Consider the following 24,762-nt stretch of genomic DNA (forward strand, 5'->3'; position numbering starts at 1 on the left):
CCGGCGGGCGCCGCTGGCGACCGCGCTCGGCGCGCGGCGGCGGCGGCTCGACCGCCTGATCGCCCTGGCGGTCGAAGCCGCTCCGGCCGCCGGGCCCGCCGGCGGGGGCTTCCACGGCCGCTCCTTCGTGGAGGCGGTGGAGATCGGCTGGTGGTACGCGGCGGTGCTGCCGGGCGGGCGGGCCATCGTCACGCTGATGACCGACGACGACATCGCCCGCGCCGGCGGTCTGGCCGGCGCGGACGCCTTCCGCTCCGCCTGGGCGGCCACCGCGCGCCTGCGCGATCTGGTTCCGCCGCCGGAAGACGGCCCCGGCGCCGGAACGGCCCCGGCGGTCTTCTCGGCCGCCTCGCAGCACGTCGACCGGGCGGTCGGCGCCGGCTGGATCGCCGTCGGCGACGCGCTGATCGGCTTCGACCCGCTGACCTCCTCCGGCATCGCCGGGGCGCTCGACGACGCGCTGGCCGCCGCCGACACCATCCTGCGCTGGTTCTCCGGCGACGGCGCCGCGGCGCGCGACGCCGCGATCGGCTACGCCCGGCGCGCCGAGGACACGCTGCGCCGCTATCTGGCCGAGCGGACCCACCATTACACCGCCGGGGGCCGCTGGCCCGACGCCCCCTTCTGGAGCCGCCGGGCCGCGCGGTGAGCGTGGATGCGGTGAGCCTGGATCAGGCCGACGCCACCCGGTCGGCCACCCAGCTGTCGAAGTCCACGTGCAGGCTTTCCGGCAGCTTGGCCCGGACGGCGCGGTCGTCCTGGGCGGCGTCCCGCAGAAGCTGGACCTGGATCTGGTAGTCGCCGACCACGATGCCGTTGGCGATCATGGTCGTCGGTCCGGCCCCCTCGGGAACGAGCCACAGGTTGAACAGGCCGCCGTTGGTCTGGGTCTCCTGGCGGGTGGCGGTCACCGTCGTCGTGCCGTCGCGGGTCAGCACCGTGTCGCCGACCGCCAGCGCCCCCGCCTGGACCGTGCCGGCCGGCGTCACCACCGGGTGGGTGGCCGATCCGGCGAGGGTGGCGCCGTCGGCGAACTCCAGCACGGTGATCGGCCCGCTGTGCGGCTGCGCCAGGGTCGCCTGCACCGGCCGGGTACCGTCGCCGCTGACGACGACGTCCTCGGACGTGAAGTCCTCCACCGCCTTGGTCGTGCCATCGGCGAGCGTGATCTGCGTGCCGGCGACCAGGCAGTGCCAGACATAGACGATGGGCTTGATGAAGGCGACGCCGTCCTTCGAATCGGTGTCCGGCGATTGCGAGCTGACGATGCTCGACCAGCCCGATCCGTGCCTTTCATAGTCCTCGAAGGTCACGGTGACGCGGGCGCTGAAGAAGGCCTGCGTGTCCGCAGCCCAATTTTTGGAAGGGAATTCGATGGCGTCGCCCGCACTGTCGTAGGACGCCCTCAGCAGGAACGTCAGCGTCCGCCCTTCGGGATCGGTATCGTCGATTCGGAAGTGCGGCAGGTAGCGCGAAGCGTCGCCGCCGGTCAGTTCGGAGATGCCGCCCTCCTTGTGAGCCAGGTAAAATTCCAAGAACGGGGGGTAGCTGTCGAGCGGAGCCAGCTTGTAGTCAAACTTCATACTTCCGGCCAGCGGAAGAAGCAGAGGATTATTGCCAAGATTGGACATATTTTGCCAATACCAGTAATCAATATCGGTTTTATTCCTTGTACCTTGGTTGTTGTCGTAGCCGCGCGCCAGACCGATGACGATGTCGTTCAGGTCGCCGGTCTTGCGGTCGCTGCGGATGGTGGGATCGACGACGACCGGGTCGCGCGACGCCTGGGAGGCCCAGGGAGCCGCCGTCGAGGACACTTCGACCGTGCCGTCCTGGTAGGTGATCGCGAAGGAGATGATGCCGGTCATCGTGCCCGTCGGCAGCGCCGGCAGGGCGGTTTCCGGGTTGGTCTCCACGAAGATCGTCTGGGTGGCGAAGCTGACCGCGACACCGGAGGCCAGCGAGGTCCTGGTGCCGCCGTTCTCGTTGACGACGTTCAGCCAGACGATGGCCTGGGCCACCGGCCGGATCCGGCTCAGGACGGCGCGGGCGGTGACCGCCTTGTTGCTCTGAAGGCTCGAAATGAACTCGACATACTGGCCGTCGGTAACGCCGCTGCTCTCGGTCGCTCTGCTCGTCGCCGTGCCTCCGCTCCCGATGGCCTTGAACAGCCCCGGGTAGCGCGCGGGGGTCAGCCCGCTGCGTTCGGCGTTGTCCTGCAGGAACGCCGTGTGCAGCGGATCGCCCGCCGGCGGGGCGCCGTCGGTCTTCAACGCATCCAGAACCTGGGCCAAATGGTCGTTCTGGGACTGGTTCAACGAGACCTGCATAAATCGATTCCCCCGATCAATCAGTTATTGCCGATTTTTTCGAGCGATCGAAAATCACACCCGGAATACATGCGTCTCCCGAGAGATAATCATTTGGCAGAATTTGCAATGATTACCAATGAGTGATTTTTTGACGGCTCATGCAACCAGTAAACTTCATGGTGATTGCTTTTTCAACCAGGGAATCGAGGCCGGGGTGAAGCGCATGGGTTGAGGAAAGAACGCGCCGCGTCACGCCGGCCGGGGGCGTTTCCGGATCAGCCGCACCGAGGCGAAGCCCAGCAGCGCGGTCAGCGCGCCGACCCCCAGGAACAGCGGTGGGAAGCCGGTGTGGTCGGAGATGGCGCCGTACAGCACCGGCCCGATGCCCTGCCCGATGAAGAAGGACGAGGCGAACAGCGCCAGCGCCGACCCGCGCGCGGTCGGGGCCAGCTCCGTCGCCTGGGTCTGCATGGTGTTGTGCAGCATGTAGAAGCCGAACCCGGCGACCAGGAAGGCGGCGCTGACCACCGGCCAGGGCACCGGGAAGGCGATCACCAGATAGGCCAGCCCGGCCAGCAGACCGCCGCCTTTCATCATGCCCCATTGGCCGAGCGAGGCGATCAGCCGGCGCACCACCGCGCTGTAGGCGACGCCGCCGATGGCGAAGGCGGCGATGGTCAGCCCCGCCTCGAAGGCGCCGGCCGCGCCGTGGGACATCAGGACCGGGGCGACGAAGGGGAAGATGCCGAAGATCAGCAGCCCCTCGCCGGCCACCGTGGCGAAGACGAACAGCGAGGCCGGGTTGCTCAGCACGGTGGCGTAGCGGCGCTTGGCGTCGGCGACCGACAGGGGGGAACGGGTCTCCACCTCGCCGCGCAGGCCGATCATGGCGGCGGCGCAGATCAGCGCCGTCAGCCCGGCGGCCAGCCCGAAGACGGCGCGCCAGCCGAAGGCCTCCGCCATCATCCCCGCCACCACCGATCCCGACATCTGGCCGAGGATGACCGCCAGCAGGAAGCGGCTGATGGAGATCTGGCGCTCCTCGTAGGCGACGCGGTCGCCGATCAGCGCCATCGAGGCCGGGATGATGCCGCCCGCGAAGGCGCCGGCCAGGATGCGCCCGGCCATCACCGTGGCGTAGCTGGGGGCGATGGCCGACAGCGCCAGCCCGACGGTCAGGATGGCCAGCGCCAGCCGCACCAGCCGCGACTTGCCGATGGCGTCGCCGACGGGGCCCAGCACGACCTGCATCAGCGCGTAGGGCAGGGTGTAGGCCGAGGCCAGCAGCGCCGCCTGCCGCACCGTCACGTCGAGGTCGGCGGCGATGATGGTCAGCATCGGGTCGGTGGTGCGCAGCGAGAAGGCGCTCGCGAAACCGGCGAGGCCGAGGAGGAAGATCAGGCGCATGGGCGGATGGCTGGCTCGGGAGACGGAGGACGGTTAAGAGGCCGAAGCTTAACCGCGTTGCCGGGCGACGTGGTGGTGAGGGTTGGGCGTGGCTGTCATGCGCGGGGTGCGGAGGCGGCGCCCCGGCGGAGGCTGCGTCGCGGGGCTCCGTTTCGTGGGAGACCGCAAGAGCGGTCGAGTTCGACAAGTTGCTTGAGAAGAAATGTTATCTCTCATTAGATGAGTGAATTGAATGAATTTCCCGAAAACAGGGATTTCCCGGAGGCTGACCCGATGCCCATTCCGAAACGACCGGCCGATCTCCGCCGGTCCCGCGCCGGCTTGGCGGCGCTGGCGACCCTGACCCTGCCGGCGCTGCTGGCCGCCGCCCCGGCCGGGGCGCAGGACGCCGCGCTTCGCCGTTTCGCCAACCCGCCGGTGGCGTTGCCGGAGGCGTCGTTGGGGGTTCCGCCGCCGTCCTCCCTGGTGGAGCAGAAGCGCGGCGCCGTCGCCGCTCCCGACACGCGCGGCACCATCGTCTATGATTTCGACATCAGGATGGTCGAGGGGAAGATCTACAACCCCTGGACCAAGACGGACGACACGGTGAAATTGCGGGCCTACCAGGGCACCATGGTGGATCCGGCCGTGCCCTTCCTGGCGCCGACCATCACCATGAAGCCCGACCAGACGGCCCGCATCACGCTGAACAACAGGCTGGAGCCGGAGCCGGGCTGCGAGCGCAACATCCTGTCGGTCAACGTCCCGCACTGCTTCAACACCACAAATCTGCACAGCCACGGGCTGTGGGTGTCGCCCACCGGCAACAGCGACAACGTGATGATCACGATCAAGCCGGGGGTCAGCTTCCAGTATGAGTACAACGTGCCGAACGACCATCCGGCCGGCACCTTCTGGTACCACCCGCACAACCACGGATCGACCGCGCTCCAGGTGTCGAGCGGCATGGCCGGCGCCCTGATCATCAAGGACGAGCGCAAGCCCTTCGTCACCGGGGAGGGACGGAAGGTGCCGGGCGACATCGACATCCTGCTGAAGGATTCGAAGGGCGAGGCGTTCCCCGACAAGGCCATCGTGTTCGAGCAGGTCCAATACGCCTGCCGCGACGCCGAGGGGCACATCGAGCCCTGGGACAAGAGCCTGGGCGTGACCCTGTCCCCCTGGGATTGCGAGAAGGGGCAGGTCGGCCAGATCACCAGCTACGACCAGTTCGGCCCGAACACCCAGTGGCAGAACTCCGGCCGCTTCACCTCGATCAACGGGCGGGTCCAGCCCCTGATCGACGGCGTCACCGCCGGCCGGTTCGAGCGTTGGCGCCTGATCCACGCCGGCGTGCGCGAGACGGTGAACGTCCAGTTCCAGCGCCTGAAGCCCGGCGCCCCCGACGCCCGCACCGTGGCCGCCGCCGACCAGCCGGCCTGGATCGCCGCCAACTGCCAGGGCGCCCCGCTGCCGTCCTGGGAAATCGCGCTGGACGGCCTGACCCGCGCCCAGGCGCGCCAGACCGCGCGGTCGATCCTGCAGCCGGGCTACCGCGTCGATCTCGTGACCTATTTCCCCGACGAGGGGAGCTACTGCGTCCTCGATTCCAGCAGCACCGGCAGCGCCAACGTCAGCGCCACCGACAAGGAGGCCCGCCTGCTGGGCGTGGTGCAGGCGACCAAGGGGACGGCGCCGTCCTCGGCGGATCCGGCGGCGCTCCTGCGCGACCAGATGACCGAGGCGGCGCGCCGGACCCTGGACGGCGCCGTGCTGGAGGAGGTCGTCGCCGGGCTGGCCAACAACCTGCGGCTGGAGAACTTCGTCTGGCACAAGACCGTCGAGGAGAAGGAGCTGACCGGCGCGCAGGAACTGGTCTTCAACATCACCACCGACCCGTCCGGCAACGCGGTGTTCCAGGTCAACGGCGAGTCCTTCCAGCCGAACCGGATCGACCGCGATCTGCTGCTGGGCAGCGTCGATCAGTGGACCCTGACCTCCGAACTCGCCAGCCATCCCTTCCACATCCACGTCAACCCGTTCCAGATCGTCGAGATCCGCAACAACGAAGGGGTGGACGTCAGCGGCAACGCCCTGCCGGCGAACGCGGCCGACGAGCAGTACCGCGGCCTCAAGGGAACCTGGAAAGACACGCTGTGGGTGCAGAACGCAGGGTCGTCCACCCCGAACAAGGGGAAGTACACGGTCGTCGTCCGCACCCGCTACCAGCGCTACATCGGCGAGTTCGTGCTGCACTGCCACATCCTGGACCATGAGGACCAGGGCATGATGCAGAACGTCCGCATCTCCGTTCCCGACGGCAAGGGCGGGATCGCGCACGCGCATCACTGACGGCGTGGTCTCCCGCCTTCCCCGGCAGGGGCAGGGGGGAGACCGCTCATCCCCGGCGCTGGAGTCCCGTGGCGAAGCGGCGGCCGTTGCGGACGTAGTGCCGGGCCGTCTCCAGCAGCTTGGCGACGGCCGCCTCGTCCAGTTGGCGCACGACTTTTCCCGGCGCGCCGACCACGAGGCTGTTGTCCGGGATGACCTTGCCTTCCGTCACCAGCGCGTTCGCCCCGACGATGCAGTTCCGGCCGATGACGGCGCCGTTGAGGATCGTCGCCCCCATGCCGATGGTGGTCGTGGCCCCGATGGTGCAGCCGTGCAGGATGGCGCGGTGGCCGATGGTGCAATTCTCCGCGATGGTCAGCGGGAAGCCGGGGTCGCTGTGCAGGACGGCCCCGTCCTGGAGGTTGCTGCCGGTGCCGACGTCGATCAGCTCGTTGTCGCCCCGGATGATGGCGCCGAACCAGACGCTGGAATCGCTGCGCAGGCGCACATGGCCGGCGATGACCGCGTCCGGCGCGATCCAGGCGACGTCGCTCGCGATGTCGGGGTGGAAATCGTCGAGATCGTAGATTGGCATGCCCATGACTCCTGCCCTGGTCGCGTGAGGCCGCCGCGCGGCGGCGCATCCTGCGCGAGGATGGTTGCCGATGCAACGCCGTGTGGCGTGGCAGGACAGGGGTTGGCGGGCGCCGCCCCCGTCGCGACGGCGTCGGCGTTCCGGTCGCGCAGGTCCGGGAGGCGTTTTTTCATAAGGTCGCTGACTCGTGTGGGAGAAGAGGTTATAGGATCGTTGTCCTCTATCTTGATTGCGGAAGCCATGACCGACCTGTACCTTCCGAACGACGTCTACGATGCACTGACATCCGCACTTGCAGCGAAACTGCCGGAATTCGACGAGGAGCGGCCGATGTTGGATCGACGCGACCGCGCCGCCTGGGTGCTCGCCGAAGCCGGACTGTGGTCCCAACGGGTGCGCGACGACCTCGACGCCATGGACCGGATCGCCGCTGTCCCTTGACGGATGACGGCGGCACAGGGCGCAACAGCCCGTGCTGGACGTTCGCGTCATCGTGGGTGGTTGACATGACCGACGAAGGTTTCGCATCGCTGGCGGTGCGGCAAAGGACAGACCCGGTCGATGTGGAGCGGTGGAGCGCCGCTGGTTCGCCGTTCCACCGCTCCGACCAAATCACGGCGGTGGCGGCATCGTCGCGGAAGGCGACATCGCCGTGATCCTGCGCAATTTCTCCATCACCGCGGCGTGGGCCTCCGTCGCGGCCGGTGTCGGGTGAAGAGAGGCGGCAAGGTCCCGCATGCGCGGTTCCAGTGTCTCGTAGAAGATCCGGAGTTGTTCCAGTTCGCTGCTGTCCAGTCTCCCGCCGTTGCTGAAGCGGTCGAGCAGGTCTTTCATGGCCATCGTGGCATCTCCTGAACGATGCGCCCAGCATCCATCCTGGGCGCATCGGTGGGTTGGGGAAGGGCGGCTGACCAGAGCGTTGAAGAGCAGGGTTTTCTTGGAAACAAAGGTTCAAGAGGATGATGCTCGGTGACGCAGAGCTTACGTCTCCCTTCCTTCGTTCCTGTCGTCATGGACGGTGCCTGGTGCAGAGACCGGGATGATCGCGTGGGCGAATCCGATCAGCGCCAGGGCGATCTGTGCGTTCAGCCGGGTGTCACTCCCCCGCATCACGATCCAGGCCAGCATCGCCGCAATGCAGAACAGAGTGACGAGGATGTGGCCTATTTTGCTTCTACTTTGAAAGCAGAAGCGTACCGGACTGCAGAGGAACCCCAACACACACACCAGAGCCGTAGTAGGCCACATTTCCGGTATCGTCGATATAAGTATTACCTCCCAACCCTATATAGCCGTATCCTGTATCTGCTATTCCTCCAGGGAGAACAACAGTTACAGACTGTCCTGCGTTTGCGGTAGATTTTGCCAGGCCAATCCAAGCATTGGCTGTGGAAGGGTTGGAAGGAAGAGAGGCAATGGCTAGAGAGTTCGTATTTTGGTTCCGGTAAAGACAAAACAACTTTCTGACGTACGGTTGGAAGGAAAAGCTGAAAGTCTCTGAAGAGCTTTTAGCGAAGAGGGGGACCTTTTGTATAGGTCGAAGGGAAAAACTGTGGTTGGTGATATCAAAATTCATCTCACGTAAACACATTCCACTAACAATAGAAGAGTAGGTTAGCAAATATAGGCTTGGGTAATTAGCCTTGTCACATGTAATAAATGTAGGATAACTAGATATTGATGTATTAGTCAAGCATTTTGTGGTGGAAAAGATTGATACTGGGTATCCAGTGGAAATTTTTACTGTTGTGGTATAAATTATGTCCCCATCCAGCCCATAACCGTTGTAACAGATGTGGACAAGGGTTGGATTGATTCCCGTGTAAGTCAGTAGGGCAGTTCGAGACGAAAAATCACTACTGTCAAAAACCACAGGTGTTTTGGGAGAAAATACACCACTCTGAGAAACCGATACGACAGTAATTGTTCCGTAGTTTGAGTTTCCTTGGTCACAATAGACCATCACATACGCCATTTGCCCTGGGGTCGCGATCATTTTCAGTCGACGCACCGCTGTGTTGGAAAATTGCACGGCGGTTCCGTACGAAAGCGTCAATCCAGAGACCGTCGGGGCAACAACATATCCTTTGTTTCCATTCGCCACGTCGCTGTAGCAAATCGCAAAGGGGACGGTGTCGGGTGCGAATTCGATATTGACATAGAACACAGAGGAAGCCCGGAAGACGGCGGGGGTTCCGAGAGTGATCGTGGTCCCCGAAACGGTCCCCGCGACAGCAATACCCTGGCCAGTCGTGCGGTCACGGTAGGCCACAACAAAAGTCGTGCCGTCAAAAGCGATGTCGATATCCGAGATCAATCCTCCCGGATCCAACACAACTGAAGCGCCTTTGGAAAAACCTCCGGACCAATTCATGTCAAGAGCCTGAACTACAGTCCTATTGCTGGCGGTTTCATGGTAAACAATAAGAATCTGCGTAGCGTCCATGTATTGGGTCTGGCACAAGAAGGTCACGTTCCCCGCATAGATATCCATCGAACTTACGATGCTGGTCATGCGACCCGTGATCGGAACAACGTTTCCATTTGAATCAAGGGTTACAAAGGTGTTCGCCGCAACGGCGGCTCCCGCGGTATACGTCGCTTCCATTTTGCCGGAGCCCAGGCCGTCCAGCTTCGTCTTATCGGCAGAGGACATCAAGCCGTTTGCCGAAGCCGTTGCCACCGCGGTGGAAGCCTTTTCCGAGTCCAACTCCACAAGCGCGGCCTGCACGTTCGTCGCGGCGATGTTTCCTGTAGCCGTAAAAGGAGTGGAAGACGCGGGCACGCTGATGTTCGCGCTGCCGTCGAAGGAAACACCGTTGATGGTCCGGGCGGTGGAGAGCTTGGTCGAAGCCGCCGCGGTGGCGGTGGTGTCGAGCTTGGAGGCAGGGGTGAAGTTGCCGGCGTGCCAGATGGCGCTGCCGTTAACGGTCGGCGTCGCCTTGAAATCGACCACCTTGGTCGAGTACGTCACGTCGTAGGCGTTGGTGAACGAGGGGATCGAGCCGGCGGTTGCCGAAGGAGCGACAGCAAGGACAATCTTGCCGGAATCGTTGTCCTGCCGCATGTAGGCCGACACCCCGGTGTTGATCGTCTTCCACACGCCATTGTCCAAACGGACGTTCCAGCCATAATGGACGCTGGAGGCCCCCCCGGCCGCAAAGCCGGAAGGGTCCGAGTGATTGCCGTTGGCGGTCAAGGCGTCCGTGATCCCGTAACCGGCGATGGTCGTCGGCTTGCTGGCGATGCTGCTCCATGCCGGATTGGACGCAGCGATCGCCGAATTGATGGCACTCGCCACGTCGCTCTTGGCGGGAATGTCGGTGGCGGCGCTGTAGCCGATGGTGCGCCCGCTCAATGCGGTCAAGGTGGCGTCGCTTGCCTGCTTGCCGGACAACGCCGACGCCACGGCGGCGCTGGCGCGGGCGTCGGTGAAATAGAGGTTGGCCGTGCCTTCGGGCACGGCGTCGGTCGAGCCGGGCGACGACACGATGGCGATGTACTCGGAGCCGGACCAGCGGTATTGCGGCTTGCTGCCGCCGGGACCGCCGTCGAGCAGGACGTAGATCTTGCCGCCTTCCCCCGCGACCGGCAGCGCGGCAAAACTTGCTACCTCGATCACATCGTCAACGTAAGACGGCAAATACATGGCCGCGATCTTGCCATCGACCAGCGGCAGCAGACCGTCGCTGCCGCCGATGTCGCCGGTGCGCAGCACGTCGGACAGATCGGGCTTGTTGTCCAGGTCGTTGTAGCTGCCCGACACCGCGACCACCGCCAGATCGTCGGGGCTGCCGGTGTGGGCGATCCCCGCCCCGGTGGTGATGATGTAGTTGACGGCCAGGAAGGGCTGAACCACCGGCACCGGATCGGTCGGCGCGGCGGTGGCGCTGGTGGTGCCGCTGGCGTGCAGGTCGACGGTCGCGTCGGACGGACCAACGCGCGTGCCCTGGGTGGGCTGGTAGAAGTTGGCGCTGGCCGCCGAGTCCCGCCCGGCGATGTAGTTGGTAGTGGTGGGAAGGTTGACGCCGCCGGTAAAGGCGTCGGTGAAGGGCTTCACCGTCACCGTGCCGGTCACCGGCACGCTGGTCAGTCCGTGGCTGTGAGCCGCCAGTTGAGCGGGGGTCAGCGTGGTCCCTTCGACGCCGCCGGTGGTCCCCAGCAGACGCTCGGTCAGACCGGGGCCGTGGCCGGCGCCCATCGGCACGCGACCGCGAAGATCGGGGACGGCGAAGACCTCGCCCGAGCCGCCGTAGGCGTAGCCGATCGCGGCGAACAGTTCCGGGTAGGCAGCGACCGTGTGCAAGGCGCCGTCGCACCACAGCGCGCGGGGCGGCAGCGTCGTCCCGGCGAACTCCAGGATTTGCCCGGCCGGGATCAACGGCACGTCGGCGGCGGTGACGATCGGGCTGCCGTTGACGGTGGCGCTCTGCCCGGCGGCTGGGGCGATGACCACGGCTCCCAGACTGTCGATGGTGACCGCGCCGCCACTCTGCCGTATCTCGTTGGGCGACAATCCGCTGAGCGCCGTATCGACCTCGGTCCTGGTGTAGGTCGTCGCCTTGTCGGCCTTGAGCGTGTCGAGTTGGTAGAGCGTCGCCTGGAGCGTCGTTTCGGTCAGATTGCCCGCCGGGGTGACCGGCACGCCGGTGGCGACGGTGCGGAAGGTGACGGTCTGGCTGGCCGAGTTGTAGTCGAGCCCGGTGCCCTGGGCGCCGACCAGGTTGACGATCGAGGCCGGGGCGGCGGCGGTGATGCGCATGGAGGTGCCGTCGCCGATCAGCCCGAAGCTGTTGCCGCCGACGATGGTCGCCGCCTGGTCGCGCAGGTCCTTGGCCTCCAGCGCGTAGTTCTTGGCCGAGTAGAGACCCGGCTCCACCTCGGTGCCGCGCGCGGTCTCGGCCCAGCCCTGCGCCTTGTTCATGTGGGTCAGGGCGGCGTCGCGGTAGCCCGCCGTCAGGTCGCGCGCGTTGACCGTGTCGGTCTTGGCGTTGATGGCGTCGGTCGCCGCGCCGGCGGCGGCCTGGGCGCTGTTGGCGCTGTTGACCGAGGCGCTGTCGGCGCTCGCCGCCTTGGTCGTGGCGGTCGCGGCGGCGCTCGCGGCGATGGCCGCCTTGTCAGTGGCGGTGGTCGCGGCGGTCGATGCGGTGGTTGCGGCGTTCGTCACCGTGGAGACGGCCGCCGCCGCCGCCGCCGCGTTGGCGGCGACCTCGGCCTGGGCTGCGGCGGCCGTGGCCGCGGCGGTCGTGGCGATGGCCGCCTTTTCGGTGGCGTTGGTCGCCGCGGCGGTGGTCGCCGTCGCTTTTTCCGTGGCGATGCCGGCCTGGGCGGCGGCGGCGGTTGCCGACTGGGCGGCCTCGGTGGCGCTGGACGCGGCGTTGCTTTGGGCCAGTTGGGCGCCGCTCAGCGCCAGATCGGCGGCGGTCCTGGCGGTCTCCACGGCGGACTTCGCGGCGTCCACCGCCGTTTTGACGGTGTCCACGGCGGTCCTGGCGGCGTCCACGGCGGTCTTGTTGCCGGCGACGGCGGCGGCGGCGGCCGTGACCGATGCGCGGTCCTCGGCCACGACGCCGCGGTCGATCGCCACCAGCGCCTTGTCGCTGGCCACCGTGGCGGCGGCGGCGGCGACCTGCGTCTGCTTGGCGGCGACGTCGCCCTGGGCCAGGGTCACCGTGTTGGCGTAGCCGGCGACGGTGCCGGCCAGCGCGGAGACCGCCTGCCGCTTGGCTTCGGTGGCGTCGTGCAGAAGCGCCGTCGCCGACTCGCTCTGCGCGGCGTTGAGCGCGTGCTGCTTGGCCGAGACCTCGACCCCGTCGACCGGGCTGCCGGTCTTCGCGGCCCAATCCCGGGCGAGGGCGCGCGCGGTTTCGGCGGCGGTCAGGGCGGCGGCGGCGGCGGTCTGCGACGCGGCGGTCTGCGCCTGCTTGGCGGTCACGTCGGCCTGGGCCACCAGGGTCGTGTCGCGCAGGACGGTGACCTCGGTCTTCAGGCCGGTGACGCTGTCGAGCACGGACGCGATGCCCGTGGCGCTGGTGGCGGCGTCGGACGCGGCGGCGATCGCGTGGTTGGCCTGGGCGGTGGCGGTGACGACCAGCGTGGCGGCGGCATCGATGTTCTGCCGGGTCGTTTCGGCGAGCGCGGTCATGCCGTCCAGCGCGGCCTGGGCGGTGTCGGCGTAGCCCTCCGCCCGGTCGACGTCGTCGGTCAGCAGCGCGACGATCTCCTCGGCCGTCCGGACCACGCCGTCGCCGACGAAGTCGAGCAGCGCCTGGGGGGAGCGCACGTAGCGGACGACGCCGTTGGCGTCGGTCAGCGGGTAATAGCCGCCGGTCCCGGTCCCGTCCGCCCCGCTGCCGCCGGTGCTGCCGCCGCCGACCCAGCGGCCGTACTGGTCCTCGCGGATCTGCCACTGGCGGATCAGGTCGGCCAACCGCTTGGCGAGGTCGCCCTGGGTGGTCGAGTTGAACTGGTTGATGATCGCGTAGGCAGCGGCCGTGTGGTCCGTGCCGGCGTAGGTCGGCCAGATCGTCAGGTGCGTGTTGTCGGCGACGTGGACCACCATGTAGAGCTGGTCGCGGTCGACGGTGAAGATGTCGCCGGCCTGGGTCTGGCTGGTCCACAGGGTCCCGTCGCCAACCACGGCGTCGGAGCCATTGACGACGGCGACGGTGCCGGCGCGATACCAAGGATGCGACATGATGCTGACCTCGCGGAAGGGGATGAATGGGTATATCAGTCAAAACTGACTTATTCAATGGGCCATGGGTAAACGGAGCGGATGGCGGCGAACTCGGCCTGCATGCGGGTCCATTTGGTCGGGTCGCCGTTGACCCGGTCCATCTGGGCCTCCAGCTGCTGGGCGGCGGGCCACGCTTTCAGATAGGCGGCTTGGCGCATCGCCTTGATCTGCTCACGGGTTTTCCTGACGGTCAGGTGCATGTCACGGTCTCGGTGAAGGGGAAGTAGGGGAAATGGTCGATCTCGATCCGGTATTCGCCGAGATAAGCGGCACTGATCGCCAACTCTCCGGTGGTGACGGTGTGGACGATGCCGTCGATGGTGACGGCGCAGGGCACCGGCAGACCGTTCAAGCTCGCCTTTTCCATACCGTCGGCGGCGATCGTCGTTCTATCGAAGCCGGTCAGCGTCGGCCGTGGTTCGACCGCCGGCTCGGCCAGCGTGATGTTGACCCAATCGCGCTGCGGGTTGGCCGGCATGCGCAGCGCTGCGCAGCCCGGCACTTTCAGGAAATCGGCCTCGACCTGTCCGAGCTGGGCGACCTGGGCGATGCGGCCGGTCGCCGGGTCGTAATGGACCACCGGGATCTTCTGGTGGACGGGGCCGGTTTCATACAGCAGTTCGGATGGGGTCTCGTAAAGGGTCTTGCGGGTGATGCCGACGATGGTGTCGATCATTTGCGCAGCTCCACGACTGAGATGGTGCAGAAGAAATCGCTGGGGTTGCGGCCGTAGATGTCGCTGTTGGCGGTGACCCACTCATGATAGCCGGCGCCCGGCGTTTCGATGACGCTGACCGAGACGCTGCTCCAGGTTCGCTCGTAGCGTTCGCTGGCGTTCTCGCCGCCGCCGTAGCCGACCACGGTGTCAATCTTCCAACCGCGCGTCGCCGTGATCAGCACCCGCTTCCCGGTGGTGACCAGCCCGACCCGCGCCTCGAAGACGCCGCTGGAGGCGTTCATGTTGGAGCACGAGAAATCCTCGATCTTCTGGCCGTTGACGGTCAGGTCGCGGATGTTGGCGCGGTCAATGGCGGCCACCTGGATGGCCGCGTTGTCGATCAGCGCGTCGCCGATCATCGCGCGGGTGATGGTGACGCGCGGCTGGCCGTAGACGTTGGAGACCGCGAAGGGCACCTCGCTGTTGAAGCCCGGCTTCGACACGAGGAAATTGTCGGCCGAGACGATGAAGGCGTTGCGGTAGACGCCATCGTTGACCAAGGCGATGCCGACGACGTGGCCGTTGTTGTCGATCGAAACGCCCCAGCGCCCCTTCAACCCATCGACGACGCTGGCGTATTGCTGGATCGAGGTGTTGTGTTGGCCGACAGTTGATTGCAGAGTCTGAATGCTCGACGCCACGGACGAGGAGTTGTTGACCCAGGTCTTGATCTGGCTGTCGTAGCCGGCGATGGCGCCGTCGGTGTAGGAGCGCTGCTGGTCGATGCGCCAGGACAGCGCGCCGTCCTGATCGGCCCGCGTGCGCGCCTCGCTGGCGATGGCGCCCTCGTTGTCGCCGACGCGGCTGACCAGCGTGTTGACGGTGCGCGCGGTGGCGCTGGCGGCGTCGGACACCACCTTGATCTCGCTCGCCACACCGGCCTTGTTGTTCTCGAAATCGGTGCGCAGCAGCTGGGATTGGGTGGCGACCGACTGCACGGCGTCGACCCGCGCGCGGGTCTCGGTCAGGATCGAGGCGCTGTTGCCGGCGACGCGCGCGTCGACCAGCTGCACGCGCTCGGCCATGGCGCTGTCGGCGTTGGCCAGCGTGGTCAGCCGGTCGAGCACCAGCGCCTTGTTGGCGTTGAACTCGGAACCGACGACGGTCAATTGGCTGGCGGTCGCCTCGGTGTCGGTGACCAGTTCGGTGATCTGGGTGTCGACCGCGGCGAAGCGGGCGTCGGAAACGCCGCGTTCGGTCCTGATCTCCTCGAAGCGGTCGTAGCCTTGGCGCACCGTTTCCAGCAGGGCGTGGCCGAGCGGGCCGTCGCCGATGACGTTCTCGACCTGCTCGTCGAGGAAGGAGAAGTCGATGGCCGGGATGCGCTTGGGCAGGTCGGCGTAGAACATCTCGTACAGTTCGCGGCCGACGTCGTTGACGCTGACCAGCTCGGTCTCGGCGTCGGTGCCGAGGTTGGCGTTGAAGTCGCCGACGTTGCCGGCGATGTCGACGGCCCGCACCCAGTACCAGCGGTGCTCCAGCCCGCCGAGTCCGGCGTGGACGAAATGGGTGCCCTTGGCCTCGCCGACATAGGTGGCGGCGGCGATGTCCTCGGTCTCCGACACGTGCACCTCGACGTGGTCGAGGTCGCTGTCGCCGGGGTTGGACCAGTCGAGCGTGATCTGGCGGATGCCGCCGACGGCGCGCAGGCCCGTCGGCTTGCCGGGCGGCGTGCCCTTGCCCCGCGCGGCGATCGAGAGCTCCGCCGGGGCGGACTGCCGGCCGTCGCGGCTGGCGGCCTGGACCCGGATGAGGTAGCGCCCCTCGGCTGCCGGCTCGATGTCGAAGCCCATGCGGCTCTGGACCTGCCAGTCCTGCCATTGCCCGCCGGGCGTCAGCACGCGCGCGATGTAGCCCATCACCTCGGGCAGCGGCGACGGTGTCCAGCTGACGGTGATCCGGCTCTGCGGCAGGCCGTTGACCCAGTAGGTCGTCTCCTGCGCCGTCAGATTCTCCGGGGCGGGCAGGGCGCTGCCGACCAGTTGGAAGCTGGGCGGGTCGATGAAAAGGCCGTCCTCGATGGCCGCGAACTTGGTGGCGTCGTGGAACAGGCCGGTGACTTCGAAGCGGCCGGGCGAGCGCTCGCGCACCGCCTCGACGTTGAAGGGGCGGGGCGCCACGTCGCTTCCGGTCAGCGCCCACATGGCGTTGGCCAGCGGCGGCGCGTCGAAGGGCGGGTTGACGGTCAGGGTCGGGTAGAGGCCGTCGACGTTCACCACGTCGCGTTCGACCAGCGCGCCATCGATCACCACGGTCAGGGTGTAGCGCCGGCCGGGGTTGAGCTGCACCGGGGCGTCGAGCGTCACCACGCTGGCGGTCGCCCCCATGACCCGGCCGCCGTAGCGCCCGCTGGAAACGTCGTTGGCGTCACCGCCGACATAGCTGGGATCGACGATGGCGATCAGGTCGCCGGGGCTGACATCGGCCTGGTCGAAGGCGCATTCGTAGGTGACGCTCTCGGTCTCGCGGTCCTCGGTGTAAAGCAGCCAGCGGCCCATCCGCCGGGCCTGGCTGCGCGAGGTGCAGCCGTAGGCGGTGAAGCTGGTCTCGTTGTAGCCGTATTTGCGGATCAGCGCCGGGTCCTCGACCCGCTCGATCGCGGCCTTGTAGGTGTCGTTCGGATCGTTCCACTGGACCTTCACCACCGAATGGCGCGCCTTCAGGGCGGTGCCCGAATAGGTGAAGGTGCCGTCGATGACGTTGGCCGGGGCGACGATCTTCTTGACGTCGCGCGGCATGTCGGCGCGCAGGTAGATCTGCCCCGAGGACCAGTAGACCAGCCCGCGCACCGTCGAGGCGAAGGCCTGGATCACCTTGTAGGCGTCCTCGCGGGTGTTGATCACCGCGTTGAAGGAGTAGCGCGGTTCGGTGACCGGGTTGCCCTGCGGATCCTTGTAGCCGGCCGGCACCGGCTGGTCGCAGTAGCGCGCGATGGTGTAGAGGGTGCCGAGATTGATCTGCGACAGGTCGAGGTACTTGCCCAGGCCGTAGCGCCGCTGGGTCAGCAGATCGACCAGGCACCAGACCGGGTTGTCGGACCATTCCTCCTTGAAGGTGCCGTCCCAGAAGCCGGAATAGGTGCGCTTGACCGGGTCGTAGTTGGCCGGCACCGGCACCTTCAGCCCCTTGACGTCGTAGGCGCGCGCCGGGATCTGGCTGCCGAAGCGCTCGGCGTCGACGGTCAGCGCGATGGTCGCCGTGTCGGGGTGGATGAACTTGCCCTCGGTGAGGACGATGCAGGTCTGGAAATAGGTCTGGTTCTGCACCGTCGCCTTGTCGCTGTCGGCGGTGCGGCGGGTCACCCGGATGTCCCAGGGGGCGCCGCCGGCCGGCAGCGGCACGTAATAGGCGCGCTCGTAGGGGCTGGTCGTCTTGCCGACGATGCCGTCGGTCACTTTGTCCGACCAGCCGCCGCCCTGCGCGCGCACCGCGATGACGATGTCGACCCGGCTGCCGTGCAGATCGCCGGTCTTGGGATCCTGTTCGGTCAGCGCCGGCAGGCGGATGATGATGCGCGCCGCGTCGGCGTCGGGGTCGGTGATCGTGCGCGTCACCGGGGCGTCGGCGGTCACCTCGATGCCGACGCCGATCGCCGTCTCGGCAGCCGCGAAGCCGTCGATGTGCGGCTGGACCGGCAGGCCGAAGCGCTGCGCCCAGGTGACGCCCTTGAAGTTCTCCGACCCGTCCTGCGCGATCAGCGGCGTGTCGTTGAGGAAGATCGACTTGCCGCCATCGACCAGCCCGACGATCTCGCCCTCGCCCAGGATGTCGAGGACGCGCGCGGTCGATTTCGATTGCAGGGTGTTGGGATCCTCGACAGCCCCGGTGCCGCCGCCCTCGCCGCCGCCCTTGCCGCCGCCGCCCCGGCCTTCGGCGACCATCCAGCCGGTGTCGGCAGGCGCCCCCCGGCGGGCGCCTTCGCCGCTGCCGTCGCCATGGCCGCTGTCGCCACCGCCGCTGTAACCGCCATCGCCGGACGCCGCGACCATCACGATGCCGGTGATGGTACGCCCGAGCAGCTCGACCGTGTTGTTGGTGATGCGGGCGTTCGACACGGTGAAGCCGCCGTTGGACGAGCCGCCCAGCGACTCGGCCAGCTTGAAGCGGTACTGCACGCCGCGCGCGACCTCGATCAGATCGTTCGGCTTGATCGCGGTGACGCCGTCGGCCTGATAGAGCTGGCCGCCGTCGCTGGTGATGCCGAAGGACAGGTGCGTCGCCTCGGTGGTGCTCGGCTGAATGGTGAAGACCGGGCTCATGCCGCCCAGCGGCGTCGGCGCGATCAGTCCGACGATCGGGCCGCTGGCGTTCGACGCGCTGTTGTCGGTCGGCGGCGGCAACACCTGCTCGACGGTCAGCCCGGCCGATCCGACGACCGAGCCGACGCGCATGCGGCCGTAGATCAGCGGCACCGGGCCGCCCTGCTCCACAGAGTTGACCGCGCCGTTGAACAGGAAGGATTGCTGCTTGTCGGCGCTCTCCAGACTGCCGGAGACGCCCGGCTGCGGCGCGATGATCTGGCTGATGCCGGACAGGGCCATGGAAAGGCCCATCATGGCGATGCTGCCATAGGCCGTGAGGCCGGTGACGGTACCGCTGGCCGAGACTGCCACCAAGCCGCCGAGTGAAGTGCCGCCGGTGACCGGGGCGGCGATGATGGCGATGGCCATGATGGCGACGCCGATCACCGCCTTGACGCCGCCCTTGCCCTTGCCGCCGGCGCCGGCCGCCACCGGGGTGATGTGCAGGTCGGCGGCGCCCAGCTTGAAGGTCAGCATGCTCTCGCCGAGCGCCAGGCCCTTGGCGCGGTCGCCGCGCACCAGCTTGAAGGCGCCGGCCTCGATCGCCTTGCCGAAGCGGCCGGGGAAGTTGGCTTCCAGCAGGCGCACGACCTCGACGACGCTGTCGGCGTTGAGCGTGAAGCTGCGGCCGAAGCTGCGGCCCAGGCTGCCGTGCAGATGAACCGTCCTAAGCATGCTCCATCTCCTTGTGACGCAGCAGATGGGTGATCTTGCGCTGCCAGTTGATCAGGGGATCGCGGCCGGAGACGCGGTGTTGCAGGTGATGAAGCATCTGGCCGTCGGCGAGCAGGACGGCGCCGTGGTTGGGCACCGGCGCGCGGATCGCGAACAGCGCGACGTCGCCGGGCCGGGCCGTGGCCAGGGCGTCGAAACCGCCCAGGTTGCGGAATCCGGCGCGCTGGAAGTTGTCGCGGTAGAGGTCGCCGCCCTCGGCCCACCACGAATCGTCGCGCGGCCCCTCGGGAAGGTCGATCTTCAGCTCCAGCCAGTAGTAGTCGCGGATCAGGCTGTAGCAATCGGTGACGCCGTGGACGAAGGGACGGCCGAGCAGCGGGGGCAGGTCGGCGCGGTCCCCCCATTGCACCGGGACGCCGGCCTGCTCGCCGTCGGTCGGCACGATGATCCAGGGAACGTCGGTGGCGACCTGCCCCTCCATGTCCGCGCGGCTCGGCCAGGGCATGAAGCGCTCGGCCGCCGGCCATTCGCGGCGGTGGGGGTGTGAGTGGACGATGGCCTGGAGGGCGGCGCGGTGGCGCGCCAGATCGGCGTCGGCGATGCGGAAGGCGCGTTCGGGGTCGGCGGCGGCGTTCGCCAGCGGGATGTAGCGCCCGCGCACGATCACGCCACAGCTTTCGCGCGGGTAGTCCTGGAGGGCGTGGGCCTGCATGGCGGCGATGCAGCGTGCGGTCGGTTTCATCAGCTGCCCCTCACGCTGGCGACGCCGGGGAAGCCGCCGAAGGGCAGGGGTTCGGCGCCGAACCGCTTCCGGCAGCCCGACAGGAACTGCGAGCACATGTCCTCGGCCGGGTTGCCGGTCGGCTCGTTGAAGGCGTTGAAGCAGGCCGCGCCGGAATAGGGGCAGGTCGCCTGACTGTAGTCGAAGCCCGAACCGGTCCAGCGCCGGTAGCTGCGGTCGCAGTTGTCGCGCAGCAGCTGGCGGCCCGGCAGCATGCGGTTCTGCTGGTCGATGGCCGCCGCCAGCTCCCACTCGACGAAGACCTTGTTCTGCACGCTCTTGCGGTCGAAGCGGTAGATGTCGAGCGGGAAATGGGCCGAGGGGTCGGCGTCGGGCTGGTCGTCGAGGAAGCGGCGGAAGGTGCGGATGCGGGTGAGCTGCGCGCCGAGCAGGTCGCCATAGGCGCCGACCAGCGCCGAGAAGGCGCGGTTGACGTTGGTGATGCGGATCTTCGGGCGCGGCAGCGGCCCCGACCCGGTCCATTCGAAGCCTTCGGCCTCGATGTCGACCGGCGTGTAGGTGACCCCGCCGAACACCAGCGGTCCTCCTTCGGCGGCGGATTGGGTGAAGGCGTAGACGGCGCCTCCGAGGGCCAGGGCGTCGAGCTGGAACAGCGTGACGTAGGCGCTCGGCGACAGGCTTTGGGCCTCATTGGCCAGCGCGGGGGTGGTCAACCGAAATCCTCCTCGAAGGTGGCGGTGAGGGTGTGGATCAGCGGGCTGACGCGCGCGCGCGACCATTTCTTGCAGAGGAAGCGCTGGGTCGTGCCCGCCGCCCCCCAGGGCGGACGGAACAGGAAGGGGAAGGCACCGGCCCGCGCCTTCAGGAAATCGTCCATCGCGTCGATGTCCGCCTTGGGCAGGGTCCAGCTGAAGGCGTGGCTGTAGCGCACGCTGTTCACGCCGTCCGGCGTGGCCTGGATGTGGCCGTCGCCGAACTCGGCGGTCAGCACCTTGACCGTCGGTTCCGAGGTGTAGTCGATCAGCGGGCCGGTGGGAGGGGTCAGCGTGTGAAGAACCATGACGACCTCTTGATAAGTCATTTTTGACTGGGTATCAGCGGCCGTAAAGCAGGCCGCCGGGCTGGCCCTGGCGGTACAGCTCGTCGACCACCAGCCCGCGCACCTGGTTGGTGACCTGGGCGCCGATCTGCTGGGCCAGCGCCTGGTCCTTGGCGGTGTCGCCGCTGCCGGCACCGGCCTGGATGTTGAAGGTGTTGGCAACGGTCACGCCCGGTGCACCGCCGCCGAGCCCGGCGCCGAGCGCCGCCATCTGCCCCTCGGTGAAGACGCCTTCGCCGCGTCTCAGGATGGCCGGCACCTCGCCGGAGGACAGTCCCGGCATGCCGCCGGTGTGGAAGCGCTTGGCGCCGACGAAAACGCTGGAGAGCACGCTGCGCATCTCCAGCCCGTCGCGACCGATGATGCCGCCGGTGTGGGCAACATCCACATTGGGAAGGGTGCCTATGCTGGCGTCATTGATCGGGGCCGTTCCACCGCCGAAGCCGAGCGCTCCTCCCAGGAGACTGACGCCTTTGGACAAGAAACCAAAGATCCCTGAACCGCCGGCGGCGTTGCCGATGGCCGTCTGGATGCTGATCCGGATCAGGTCCTTGATGATCGACTGGGCGAGGTTGGTGAAGTTCGCCTTGCCGGTCATCACAAAGGTGGTCAACTCGTCGCTGGCGCTGGTCAGCCAACCCGACGCCGCGTTGCCCAACTGCGTGGTGACGTCGCGCCAGTCGCGCAGCGTTTTCTGGAACGCGAACTCGTTGTCGCGCGCCGCCTTGTCCTGAAGCGCCCGCTTGTAGTCCTGGACGTCGGCCTCGATTGCCTTGACGTTGCCACCATGCTCGGCATAGAGCGCCAGCTCCCGATCCAGAACGTCGATGTCGTTCTGAAGGGTCGCCTCCCGCGCCGCGCGCTGGTCCTCCATCAAACCGAGGTCGATTCCCTTGGTCTTGGAGCGCAGATCGAGACCCAGCTGGCCGCTCTGGACGCTGGCGGCGTCGGCCCGCGTCCGCTTGGTGTCCGCTTCCGCCCTGTCGTATTCCGGTGTGCCCTTGGCCAGCTTGGACAGTGGCGCGTCGATTTCGGCGATTTTCGCCTTGAAGCCCTTGGGATCGACCGCCGCCATGCCCGAGACCAGCGCCAGCCGCACCTCTTCGGCTTGCGCGGCAAATTCGTTTTTCTTGTCTTCGATTTGCTTGAGCGCCTGAGCGGCGTCGGCAGCCTTCTTGGCCTCCGGATTTTCGGCGGTGGGGATTGCAGCGGTGATCCGTGGTGCCAGACGCGGCGTATTCCCGCCATTGCCGGGCTTGCCGGTGTCGATGGGCTTGCTGGTATCGACGGGCTTGCCGACCGTGCGCAGGTCGGCCTCCATCGTCATCACTGTTTGCTTGCGCTGTTGGGTCAGTGCCAGCAACGTCTTCTTGCCGGCAGCCATTTTGCCGGCGTCCTCACTATCGGCTTGTTCGCGCGCAACCTGGATTCGCTTATCCAGCTCGCCGAGGTAATCCGCATAGAATTTCTTGATCTCGCTCAACACCTCGGCGTCGAGCTTCTTCATCGCATCGCTGCCGGCCGTCAAGCCTTCGCGACGTTTGGCGAAGTCGAGTTGCTTGACCTCCAATTGAGCGCGCTGGTCATCGTAGAGATTCGCAGTGACACGCAGGGCGCCCGTCGAAGCCGTCGTGGCATTCCGTTCGGTTAGCTCATCGTTGCCTTTTTTAAGGAGGCCGTCGTATTTTTCGAGTTCTTTCTTACGTTCGTTCAAAACGCCCATTCGGATATCGAATTGACGCTGAAAAGCCTGGGCGGGGCCGCTGGTCGGATCCACAGCGTTCGCTTGATCGAGGCGTTTCTGGAAGGGCTCGATTTCTGCGGTCAACCGGGCAACTTCATCGCTGATCTGAGCCCGGCGTTCGGACACCAGCTTCACGGCACGGTCGGTGATGATGCCGTTCTCGATGTCCTTGATGGCGTTCTCGGTGCTGCCCGAAAAGACGCCGGTGGCGTTGGCCAGCTCGTAGAGCACCGAAACGACCAGGGAAATCGGCCCCAGCATGCCGCCGACGGCGACGCCGAGGCCCCGCGCGGTCAGCGTGGCCGTGCGCATCGCGGCGATCATGTCGAACAGCCCGACGAGGACGGTGCGGCCGACGAAGACGCTGGCCATGATCGTCGCCAGCTCGGCCAGCTCGTGGCGGAAATCCACGACCCAGAGCAGGGTGTCGCTTCCGCCGCGCAGGATGTCGCGCAGGCCGTCGCCGAGGTCGGTCGCCCACGCTTTCCCCGTCGGGCTGGCGAGCAGCGCGTTCACGTCGCCCAGCGACAGGATGACCTGATCGAAGAATCCCGACATGCCGGTGTTCTGCGTCATCAGGTCGTTCAGGTTGGTCTTCAGCAGGCTCATCTGCCCGCTGAAATTCCCCATCGCCTCCGCCGCGCTGCCGCCGTAGCTGCGTCGCATCTCGTTGAACATCTTCTCCAGCGCGACCGAGGCCTCGACGGAACCCGACGACACGGCACGGGTGAACTCGGCCATGCTCAGGCCCATGCCGCGCGCCATAAGGTCGGCGGCGTTTGGCACGCCGTCGCTCAACCGGCCGCGCAGCAGATCCATCGAGACGACGCCCTTGTCGGCCATGGCCCCGATGGCGGTGGCGGCCCCCCCCAACTGGCCCGACGTGCCGCCGAAGGCCGCCACGGCGTCGGCCAGGGTCCGGAGCGAACCGCTCATCGGATCGAGACCGGCACCGGAGAGCGACACCATGGCATCGGTCAGCGTCTTGGCGTCGAAGGGAACGGTCTTGGCCATCTGGCCCAGGGCGTTGATCTTGCCCAGCGCGTCCTGCTCGCGCCCCAACTGGGTGCTGGCGGTCGCCATGGCGACCAGCAGGCTGTTCGTCCGTTCGAGGTCGGCGTTGGCCTTGACGATGCCGCCGACCCAGCCGACGGTCGCCACGCCGACGACGCCGAGCGCGTCCTGCAGCGAGCCCAGCGTCTGCACCCATTGGTGCATCGACTGGCCGAGGCCGGAGACACGCGGCTCGGCGGCGCGCGCGGCGTTGCCGAGCTGCGTCATGGCGCTCGCCGCGGCGGTGATGCGGGTGCTGAAGTTCTTGGTGTCGAGGTTCAGCTCGACGGAAATGGTCGCGGCCGAGGCCATCGGGCAGCTCCTCGTCTACCCGCGCCAGGCTCTGGCCGACGGGTCGGTGTTCATCGACTTCAACGCCAGCAGGCCGGCGCGGTCGCGTTCGGGATTCGCTTCGGGGAAGGCCGGGATTCCCATCTCGGCCATCAGCGCGCGCTGGGTGTCCTGCACGTTCGCCACGTCGCCGCGCCCGGCGATCAGGTGGAGCCGCAGGGCCCGGCTGTCGCGTTCGGCGCTGATGCGGTCGATGTCGCGCAGCAATCCCCAGAAGGCGGCGATCGGCGTGTCGATCACGGTCCAGTGATCCAGGCCGTAGAAGGCCTGGACCCGGTGGACCAGATAGGCGAAGTCTAGCGCCGCTGGGCCGTCGGATCGACCGTCGCGGCGGGCGACTCCCCCACGGCGTCGGTCTCCTGGTTGGCCAGGAAGGTGAACAGCGCCTGGAGCTGGTCCATGCGCAGCTCGCGCAGGTCGGCCTCCGGCATCGTCGGGAAGACGCCGCGGATCTGCCGGATCACGGCGTCCAGCTGCTCGCCGACGTCGCCGGCTTCGCCGATCGACTGGGCCAGCCGCTGGGTGTCCACGAAGGCGCCGAGGCTCATCGGCTGCATGACGTGGGTCTGGCCCTTCAGCACGACGGTCTTGCCGAGATCGCGGGTGGGCAGTTCGTCCAGGTTCAAAAGCTTGGTCATGGGGCGTTCCAAACGGAAAAGGGGCCGGACGGAGAGGGGAAAGGGGGCGGCCACGGCGCCGTGGCCGCCTGCCGTCAC

At 67.1% G+C, this 24,762-nt stretch carries 17 protein-coding genes and 1 pseudogene; 3 read left to right on the forward strand and 15 right to left on the reverse strand.

Going from position 1 to position 24,762, the window contains the following annotated elements; translation table 11 throughout:
- A pseudogene (locus EJ913_RS31870) lies at window positions 1-649 on the forward strand (hypothetical protein); the annotation flags it as partial.
- A 22-nt stretch (window positions 650-671) separates the two neighbouring features.
- Here EJ913_RS31870 and EJ913_RS25450 read toward each other — a convergent pair.
- The gene (locus tag EJ913_RS25450; RefSeq protein ID WP_127003215.1) at window positions 672-2,330 is read right to left on the reverse strand and encodes a Hint domain-containing protein; all 1,659 of its coding nucleotides are present in this window, start codon (window positions 2,328-2,330) and stop codon (window positions 672-674) included.
- Window positions 2,331-2,561: 231 nt separating this feature from the next.
- Window positions 2,562-3,719: an MFS transporter gene (locus tag EJ913_RS25455; protein WP_127003217.1), complete on the reverse strand. Its 1,158-nt coding sequence runs from the start codon at window positions 3,717-3,719 to the stop codon at window positions 2,562-2,564.
- Between the two features lie 273 nt (window positions 3,720-3,992).
- On the opposite strand from EJ913_RS25455, the gene EJ913_RS25460 reads away from it, so the two are divergent.
- Complete coding sequence (locus EJ913_RS25460) at window positions 3,993-6,050, forward strand: multicopper oxidase family protein (RefSeq protein WP_127003219.1); 2,058 nt, start codon at window positions 3,993-3,995, stop codon at window positions 6,048-6,050.
- A 46-nt stretch (window positions 6,051-6,096) separates the two neighbouring features.
- Here EJ913_RS25460 and EJ913_RS25465 read toward each other — a convergent pair whose 3' ends face one another.
- A complete protein-coding gene (locus tag EJ913_RS25465) occupies window positions 6,097-6,624 on the reverse strand; it encodes a gamma carbonic anhydrase family protein (RefSeq protein ID WP_127003221.1) in 528 nt (175 codons plus the stop codon).
- 240 nt (window positions 6,625-6,864) lie between these two features.
- Between EJ913_RS25465 and EJ913_RS25470 the strand changes: the two genes are divergently transcribed.
- On the forward strand, window positions 6,865-7,065 hold the full coding sequence (locus EJ913_RS25470; protein ID WP_127003223.1) for a hypothetical protein: 201 nt from the start codon (window positions 6,865-6,867) through the stop codon (window positions 7,063-7,065).
- A 171-nt stretch (window positions 7,066-7,236) separates the two neighbouring features.
- Here EJ913_RS25470 and EJ913_RS25475 read toward each other — a convergent pair whose 3' ends face one another.
- From EJ913_RS25475 to EJ913_RS25525, 12 genes are all read right to left on the reverse strand, one after another.
- On the reverse strand, window positions 7,237-7,464 hold the full coding sequence (locus EJ913_RS25475) for a hypothetical protein (RefSeq protein ID WP_127003225.1): 228 nt from the start codon (window positions 7,462-7,464) through the stop codon (window positions 7,237-7,239).
- Between the two features lie 141 nt (window positions 7,465-7,605).
- Complete coding sequence (locus EJ913_RS31875) at window positions 7,606-7,752, reverse strand: hypothetical protein (RefSeq protein ID WP_185909928.1); 147 nt, start codon at window positions 7,750-7,752, stop codon at window positions 7,606-7,608.
- Between the two features lie 46 nt (window positions 7,753-7,798).
- Entirely contained in the window at window positions 7,799-13,321 is a 5,523-nt protein-coding gene (locus EJ913_RS33105) for a tail fiber protein (RefSeq protein WP_127003227.1), read from the reverse strand.
- 50 nt (window positions 13,322-13,371) lie between these two features.
- Window positions 13,372-13,563 carry a hypothetical protein gene (locus tag EJ913_RS25485; protein ID WP_127003229.1) on the reverse strand — a complete coding sequence of 64 codons (192 nt, stop codon included), beginning with the start codon at window positions 13,561-13,563 and terminating at the stop codon, window positions 13,372-13,374.
- The gene (locus EJ913_RS25490; protein ID WP_127003231.1) at window positions 13,554-14,039 is read right to left on the reverse strand and encodes a hypothetical protein; all 486 of its coding nucleotides are present in this window, start codon (window positions 14,037-14,039) and stop codon (window positions 13,554-13,556) included. Before EJ913_RS25490 ends, EJ913_RS25485 begins: the two co-directional genes overlap by 10 nt.
- Entirely contained in the window at window positions 14,036-19,057 is a 5,022-nt protein-coding gene (gpJ, locus tag EJ913_RS25495) for a TipJ family phage tail tip protein (RefSeq protein WP_127003233.1), read from the reverse strand. Before gpJ ends, EJ913_RS25490 begins: the two co-directional genes overlap by 4 nt.
- The gene (locus EJ913_RS25500; RefSeq protein ID WP_127003235.1) at window positions 19,050-19,799 is read right to left on the reverse strand and encodes a C40 family peptidase; all 750 of its coding nucleotides are present in this window, start codon (window positions 19,797-19,799) and stop codon (window positions 19,050-19,052) included. The genes gpJ and EJ913_RS25500 overlap by 8 nt, the downstream gene beginning before the upstream one ends.
- Entirely contained in the window at window positions 19,799-20,512 is a 714-nt protein-coding gene (locus tag EJ913_RS25505; RefSeq protein ID WP_238521302.1) for a phage minor tail protein L, read from the reverse strand. The genes EJ913_RS25500 and EJ913_RS25505 overlap by 1 nt, the downstream gene beginning before the upstream one ends.
- The gene (locus EJ913_RS25510; RefSeq protein ID WP_185909929.1) at window positions 20,509-20,859 is read right to left on the reverse strand and encodes a phage tail protein; all 351 of its coding nucleotides are present in this window, start codon (window positions 20,857-20,859) and stop codon (window positions 20,509-20,511) included. The genes EJ913_RS25505 and EJ913_RS25510 overlap by 4 nt, the downstream gene beginning before the upstream one ends.
- 34 nt (window positions 20,860-20,893) lie before the next feature.
- Window positions 20,894-24,007: a tape measure protein gene (locus EJ913_RS25515; protein ID WP_127003241.1), complete on the reverse strand. Its 3,114-nt coding sequence runs from the start codon at window positions 24,005-24,007 to the stop codon at window positions 20,894-20,896.
- A gap of 15 nt (window positions 24,008-24,022) precedes the next feature.
- The gene (locus EJ913_RS25520; RefSeq protein ID WP_127003243.1) at window positions 24,023-24,286 is read right to left on the reverse strand and encodes a hypothetical protein; all 264 of its coding nucleotides are present in this window, start codon (window positions 24,284-24,286) and stop codon (window positions 24,023-24,025) included.
- Window positions 24,287-24,342: 56 nt separating this feature from the next.
- Window positions 24,343-24,684 (reverse strand): hypothetical protein, encoded by a 342-nt coding sequence (locus EJ913_RS25525; RefSeq protein ID WP_127003245.1) that lies wholly within the window; start codon window positions 24,682-24,684, stop codon window positions 24,343-24,345.
- Window positions 24,685-24,762 lie beyond the last annotated feature (78 nt).

The sequence above is a fragment of the Azospirillum doebereinerae genome, from assembly GCF_003989665.1.
In the GTDB taxonomy this organism is placed as follows: domain Bacteria; phylum Pseudomonadota; class Alphaproteobacteria; order Azospirillales; family Azospirillaceae; genus Azospirillum; species Azospirillum doebereinerae.